The 6,360-nt window shown below is 38.0% G+C and carries 7 protein-coding genes; 4 read left to right on the top strand and 3 right to left on the bottom strand.

Features of this window, described 5'->3' with window-relative positions:
- Window positions 1-199, bottom strand: a 199-nt coding sequence (locus tag Q0L68_RS14580; protein ID WP_296704625.1) for a DeoR family transcriptional regulator, incomplete at its 3' end; no start/stop codon positions are given.
- Window positions 200-325: 126 nt separating this feature from the next.
- Between Q0L68_RS14580 and Q0L68_RS14575 the strand changes: the two genes are divergently transcribed.
- From Q0L68_RS14575 to Q0L68_RS14565, 3 genes are read left to right on the top strand one after another with little or no spacing between them, the layout of a single operon-like run.
- Window positions 326-1,891, top strand: coding sequence for a glycerol-3-phosphate dehydrogenase/oxidase (locus Q0L68_RS14575; RefSeq protein ID WP_296704622.1), 1,566 nt, complete (start codon window positions 326-328; stop codon window positions 1,889-1,891).
- 6 nt (window positions 1,892-1,897) lie between these two features.
- On the top strand, window positions 1,898-3,397 hold the full coding sequence (glpK, locus tag Q0L68_RS14570; protein ID WP_296704620.1) for a glycerol kinase GlpK: 1,500 nt from the start codon (window positions 1,898-1,900) through the stop codon (window positions 3,395-3,397).
- Window positions 3,397-4,131: an MIP/aquaporin family protein gene (locus Q0L68_RS14565; protein WP_296704617.1), complete on the top strand. Its 735-nt coding sequence runs from the start codon at window positions 3,397-3,399 to the stop codon at window positions 4,129-4,131. The genes glpK and Q0L68_RS14565 overlap by 1 nt, the downstream gene beginning before the upstream one ends.
- Window positions 4,132-4,271: 140 nt before the next feature.
- On the opposite strand, the gene Q0L68_RS14560 is transcribed toward Q0L68_RS14565, so the two are convergent.
- Window positions 4,272-4,400, bottom strand: a complete 129-nt coding sequence (locus tag Q0L68_RS14560; RefSeq protein WP_296704616.1) for a hypothetical protein — start codon at window positions 4,398-4,400, stop codon at window positions 4,272-4,274.
- 661 nt (window positions 4,401-5,061) lie between these two features.
- On the opposite strand from Q0L68_RS14560, the gene Q0L68_RS14555 reads away from it, so the two are divergent.
- Entirely contained in the window at window positions 5,062-5,541 is a 480-nt protein-coding gene (locus tag Q0L68_RS14555; protein ID WP_296704614.1) for a hypothetical protein, read from the top strand.
- 56 nt (window positions 5,542-5,597) lie between these two features.
- On the opposite strand, the gene Q0L68_RS14550 is transcribed toward Q0L68_RS14555, so the two are convergent.
- Window positions 5,598-6,360, bottom strand: a 763-nt coding sequence (locus Q0L68_RS14550; RefSeq protein WP_296704609.1) for an acyl-CoA dehydrogenase family protein, incomplete at its 5' end; no start/stop codon positions are given.

Here is a 6,360-nt window from a genome sequence, read left to right as displayed (position 1 = left end):
AGCGATCGGAAACATAAGGGGAAGCGGGTGTTGCACTCCCATGGGAACGATACAGGAGACCTTTGTCTTCCAACAACTTCAAGTCCTTTCGAATGGTGACCATGGTTACTTCCATGTTTTTTGCAAGATCAGAAACCGACACAAAACCAGCCCGGTTCAACTCATCAAGAATATACTTATGTCTTTCAGCGATTGTCATTTGCTTTCCTTTCTGACCTAAAATTAAACAAAACAACAGGAAAGAATAGAATAATCAAGATTATTTGCTTTTCTTTTATTTCTTTTTCTTTCTTTTTATATTACTTTTAAGTCGATTTAGAAAGAAATGAATAGAGAAGAAAACATAAACCAACTCAAAGACTCCTCAAAAATCTGGGATATTGCCGTGATTGGCGGTGGTTCATCTGGATTGGGAGTAGCATTGGATGCTATTTCTAGAGGTCTTTCAGTTATTTTATTGGAGAAAGCTGATTTTGCCAAAGGCACTTCCAGCCGAAGCACCAAATTGGTCCACGGTGGCGTCCGCTACCTAGCGCAAGGCGATGTAATGCTTGTTTTGGAAGCATTGAAGGAAAGAGGAATGTTGCTTAAAAATGCCCCTCACCTTGCGCATGACCAGCCTTTTATCATTCCGATCTATACTTGGTTTGATCGAATACAATATAGCGTTGGACTCAAACTATATGATTGGATGTCTGGTAGATTAAGCCTGGGTAAATCAGAATTTATATCTAAAAAAGAAACCATTAAAAGAATTCCTGCAGTATTACAAAAAGGATTGATGGGTGGAGTTGTCTATCACGACGGTCAATTTGATGATGCACGTCTCGCTTTGGATATAGCACAAACTGCAGATGAGGCTGGTGCTTGTATTCTGAACTACACTAAGGTCAGTAGTCTGGAAAAAAACGAATCTGGAAAAATTATCGGATTGAAGGTCCAGGATGTCCTGAGTGGCAAAAAATATCCACTCCAAGCTAAGATGGTGGTAAACGCCACAGGTGTATTTGCTGATAAAATCCTTCAAATGGATAATCCTGAGGCTCCAAAAATGATTCAACCCAGTCAAGGGATTCATTTAGTGATGGATTTAGATTTTTTAGGAGGAACAGATGCCTTAATGATTCCAAAAACAAGAGATGGCAGGGTGCTTTTCGCTGTTCCTTGGCATGGAAAATTAGTCGTGGGAACCACGGATACTCTTCGTGAAAAACCAAGACTAGAGCCTGAAGCTTTGCAAAAAGAAATTGATTTTGTTTTAGAGACTGCAGGAGGATACCTGACCAGGAAACCAACTCGAAGTGATGTAAAGGCAGTTTTTGCAGGGCTAAGACCTTTGGCCAGACCAAAAGAAGGAAGCACAAAAACGAAGGAAATTTCTAGATCTCATAAAGTAATCGTTTCTGATAGCGGATTGGTAACTCTAACAGGCGGCAAATGGACCACTTTCCGAAAAATGGGAGAGGACACCGTGGACTATTTTAAACAAATCACCGGAGAAAGCCCCGCTTCAAGTAATTCATTGGATATGAAAATCCATGGTTTTACAGAAAATTTACTTGAGGGACATTGGAAAATCTATGGTAATGACGCCAAGGCGATCAAAGCAATAGCAAAAGAAAAGGCTGAATGGGAAGAAAAACTTCACCCTGACTTTCCAAATATTGCCGCTGAAGTAATTTGGGCGGTAAGAAATGAAATGGCTGTAAAAGTAGAGGATGTCCTATCGAGAAGAATTCGTATTTTGATCCTCGATGCTCAGGCAGCCATTGATACAGCTCCGAAAGTGGCACAACTCATGGCTTCTGAACTTCAAAAAGATGAGAAATGGATTTCTCAAGAGTTGGTTGATTTTCAAAAAACAGCCGAAAAGTATTTGATTAAAAAATAACCTAAAATGACCCAAGAAAAACCTTACCTAATGGCCCTGGACCAAGGCACGACCAGCTCCAGAGCCATAATTTTTGACAAGAAAGGACAAATTGTTTCCATTGCCCAAAAAGATTTCAAGCAGCATTTCCCGAATTCAGGTTGGGTAGAACATGATCCATTGGAAATTTGGACCAGCCAATCCACTGTAATGGTGGAATCTTTGATCAACAAAGGAATCAGAGCAGATCAAATTGCTGGAATAGGCATTACAAATCAGAGAGAAACTACCATCGTTTGGGAGAGAAAAACAGGTAAACCCATTTACAATGCTATCGTCTGGCAAGATAGGAGGACAGCAAACTTTTGTAATCAACTCAAGGATCAAGGACATTCTGAAATGATTGCAGAAAAAACCGGATTGATTATAGACGCTTATTTTTCAGCAACCAAAATTCGATGGATTCTCGAAAATGTAAAAGGTGCAAGAGAAAAAGCAGAAGCCGGAGAGTTGGCATTCGGAACTGTAGATTCTTGGTTAATTTGGAACCTTACAACTGGAAAAACTCATGTTACTGACATTACCAATGCCAGTAGAACCATGATTTATAACATTCATTCGCAGGAATGGGATAAAGAATTATTGGAATTATTCGACATCCCGAGTTCTCTATTACCAGAAGTAAAATCTTGTAGTGAAGTCTATTGCGAAACGGCAGGCGACGTGTTAAGTGTAAAGATCCCAATTGCAGGCATAGCAGGAGATCAACAAGCCGCACTTTTTGGTCAGTTATGTACTGAACCTGGCATGGCAAAAACTACTTATGGCACAGGTTGCTTTTTGGTCATGAATACCGGATCTGAAGCCGTGAGATCAGAAAATAAGCTTCTAACTACGGTTGCCTGGAAGATTGGAGATGAAATCAATTATGCCTTGGAGGGCTCCGTTTTCATTGGAGGCGCAGCGATTCAATGGCTTCGTGATGGCATAGCATTATTTGGTCATGCCAAGGACTCAGAAAAACTCGCTACAAGTTTAGAAGATAATGATGGAGTATATTTTGTGCCGGCACTAACAGGACTTGGAGCTCCCCATTGGGATCAAAATGCAAGAGGTGCATTTTTTGGGATTTCAAGAGGGACAACTATCGCTCACATGACTAGAGCGGCTTTGGAAGCAATTGCTTATCAAGTTCACGATGTATTAAAAGCAATGGAAAAAGATTCGGGTAAGCCAACCCAAGAACTTCGAGTAGACGGTGGGGCCACTGCGAATAACTTTTTAATGCAGTTCCAAGCTGACTTATTAGGTTGTGAAATCAAACGCCCAAAAATCATTGAAACTACTGCTATTGGAGCTGCATTTTTAGCAGGACTTGCGGTAGGGTTCTGGAAAAGTCAAGATGAAATCCAATCTCTTTGGGAGTCGGATCGAAACTTTCATCCAAAAATGGATTCAGAAAAACGTGAAAAAATGCTACATTTTTGGCACAAAGCTGTTGAACGATCTAAAAACTGGGTAGAATAATGAATCCATACATTGCAGAAATAATAGGAACCGGATTACTTCTTTTATTAGGATCTGGCGTGGTAGCGAACATGTTGCTTCCAAAAACAAAAGGACATGGTGGTGGGATCATGGAGATCAGTACTGCTTGGGCATTGGCAGTATATGTAGGAGTTGTAGTAGCTGGCCCATACAGTGGAGCTCACTTAAATCCTGCAGTTACTGTAGGTTTGGCAATTGCCGGGAAATTTGACTGGGCGATGGTACCAGGATATATTGGAGCTGAAGTTTTAGGTGCCATGATAGGAGTTGGAATTGCTTGGCTTTTTTACAAAGACCATTATGATGCCTCAGATGATGCTGACCTAAAAGCTGCTCCATTTGGGACTTCTCCTGCGATCAGAAATCTTCCTTTGAATTTCTTTTCGGAGTTAGTCGGCACGTTTGTACTGATCATTGTTATCCTTTATAATACCGGTGTAAAAATTGGAGATGCTGCTGAAACTCCAATTGGAATGGGCTCACTAGGAGCTATTCCAGTTGCATTTTTGGTTTGGGTTATCGGCCTAGCTTTAGGAGGTACCACTGGATATGCAATCAACCCAGCCCGTGATTTTGGACCGCGATTGATGCATTCCATTTTACCAATCAAAGGAAAAGGAAGTTCTGATTGGGGCTATGCTTGGGTTCCTATTTTAGGTCCAATTGCCGGAGCAGCTATTGCAGCGGGATTATATTTATTGGTTGGTTATTGAATGGATTACAGGCTTTTATTAATTCCGGCCTTCTTGATCGGTTTAGATTTATCCTTTGGAAATTTGGTCTATTCAAATGATTTTTTAGGAATTATTACAGTAGCAAATCATTTAGAAATCCATTCAATACACATTGGTGTTTACCCGCCTGGATATTTTTTATGGATTTTATTTATTTTAAAATCAGGTATTCCCATACTAACTGGTCTAAAAGCTTTTAACTGGGCTTTTATTTTAGGTTTTTCTCTAATAACCTTAAGCTTTTTCAAAAATAAGTTGAGTCATTCAACTTTTATTTTTTTCCTATTATTCGTATTAGTATCAAGCAAAATTTTTCTAACCTCTCTACTTGACCCAGGATCATATCCTATGTTTCTAATTTTGGCTTCCTTTGGATTGATTAATATATCAAGTCAAAATAAGATAAAATCAAATCTTGCTGTTATATCGCTGATCTTATCTACATGGATTCGATATGAAGGTTTTGTTTTGATAGGGTCAATATTAATCAGTTCGATTCTATTAAAAAGTACTTTGCAAGTGAAGTTTAAATCTATAATTACCTTAATAGGATCATTTTTCATCTATGCAATTGTGGCTAAAATAAGTTCAGGTCAGTTCTTTACAAGCCCACACAATCTACTTTTTGAAGAACCAAATTGGCTTAAAATAGGACCCAATTATGAATTTAGATCTTATAGTTTAATTGAATTTATTCGTTTCTACCTAACCAACCTTTCCTATCATTGGTATTATTTCCTTGTTCTTCTCACCTCATATTTTTTTCTTAAAGAATTTAGGCCAGTGATATTCACTCTTCTTTTATACTATTGCTTAATCAAACTCCATCCATCACCAAGAGGTATTTTTCTAGTGATTCCTTTTGCTTTTTTATTCATTGCTTGTTATGCTGATCCTTTGAAACCAAAATTGAAAATCATTTTAGGAATTCTTTTATGTGTGGCCATACTTCCAATCGCACTTGAAAATTATTCTGAGAAAAAAGAAATAAAAGATAGGTTAATTCTTTTTGAACAAATTGATTCAAATATAAAAGCAGTTGAACCTAATTGGGACATCCAAAATGTATTTACAAATTCACATGATTTTTATTTAAAAAATCAGCTTCCAAAAACACCTTATGTGAATGGGGGATGGATGAAACTTGTTGTTAATTATTACAAAGAACATCCAAATCTGAGTTTAAATACAACTAAAGAATTTATGGAGAATTTAAATTCTCAAAACATTGAATTTGTGGTTATAGATCAAGTCTTATTAAGTCCATTAGTTTATTCTTCAAATGAATTAAGCACGTTAAATTCTCTTACAAGCTTTTCTCAGTTTAAACGAATCGATACCAAACAAGACCGATATCTGGTTTTAAAATATACTCGAACAACAAATTGATTTAAACAGGATCAATTTTCATTTGGTGTATTTAACAATAAGTCCAATTATCATATCTATTTTAAAACTTCCCTAGCGATCACCATTTTCTGGATTTCTGAAGTCCCCTCTCCAATAGTACAAAGCTTTGAATCACGGTAATATTTTTCCACCGGATAATCCTTCGTAAATCCATAACCTCCAAAAATCTGAACTGCTTCATTAGATACTGAAACGCAAACTTCTGAAGCATAATATTTAGCTTGTGCAGAAACTAAAGTCACTTTCTCTCCTCTATTCTTTAAGTCTGCGGCTTTCATAATTAATAACTTGGCTGCCTCCACCTGAGTCGCCATATCCGCCAATTTAAAGGAGATCCCTTGAAATTTACTAATTGACTTTCCAAACTGTTCTCTTTCCTTTGAATAGTTGATAGAAGCTTCTAGAGCTCCTTCCGCTATACCAAGAGATAGTGCCGCTATGGAAATTCTACCACCATCCAAAATCTTCATAGACTGAATGAAGCCATCCCCAAGATTCCCTAAAACTTGAGATTCATGTACTTTACAATCTTCAAAAATCATTTCTGCTGTCTCAGAAGCTCGCATTCCCAATTTATCTTCTTTCCTTCCACCTGAAAAACCTTTTGTTCCTCTTTCGACAATAAAGGCAGTCATCCCATGTGAATCTCCCACTTCTCCTGTTCTTGCGATTACTACCGCGACATCACCAGACACACCATGGGTAATGAAATTTTTAGCACCATTAATTACCCAATGATCTCCATCCTTCACAGCGACAGTTCGCATATTACCTGAATCTGAACCTGTATTTGGCTCG

Origin of the sequence: Algoriphagus sp., assembly GCF_024642405.1 — a bacterium.
In the GTDB taxonomy this organism is placed as follows: Bacteria; Bacteroidota; Bacteroidia; order Cytophagales; family Cyclobacteriaceae; genus Algoriphagus.
This window is presented reverse-complemented; position numbering and strand designations above follow the sequence as displayed.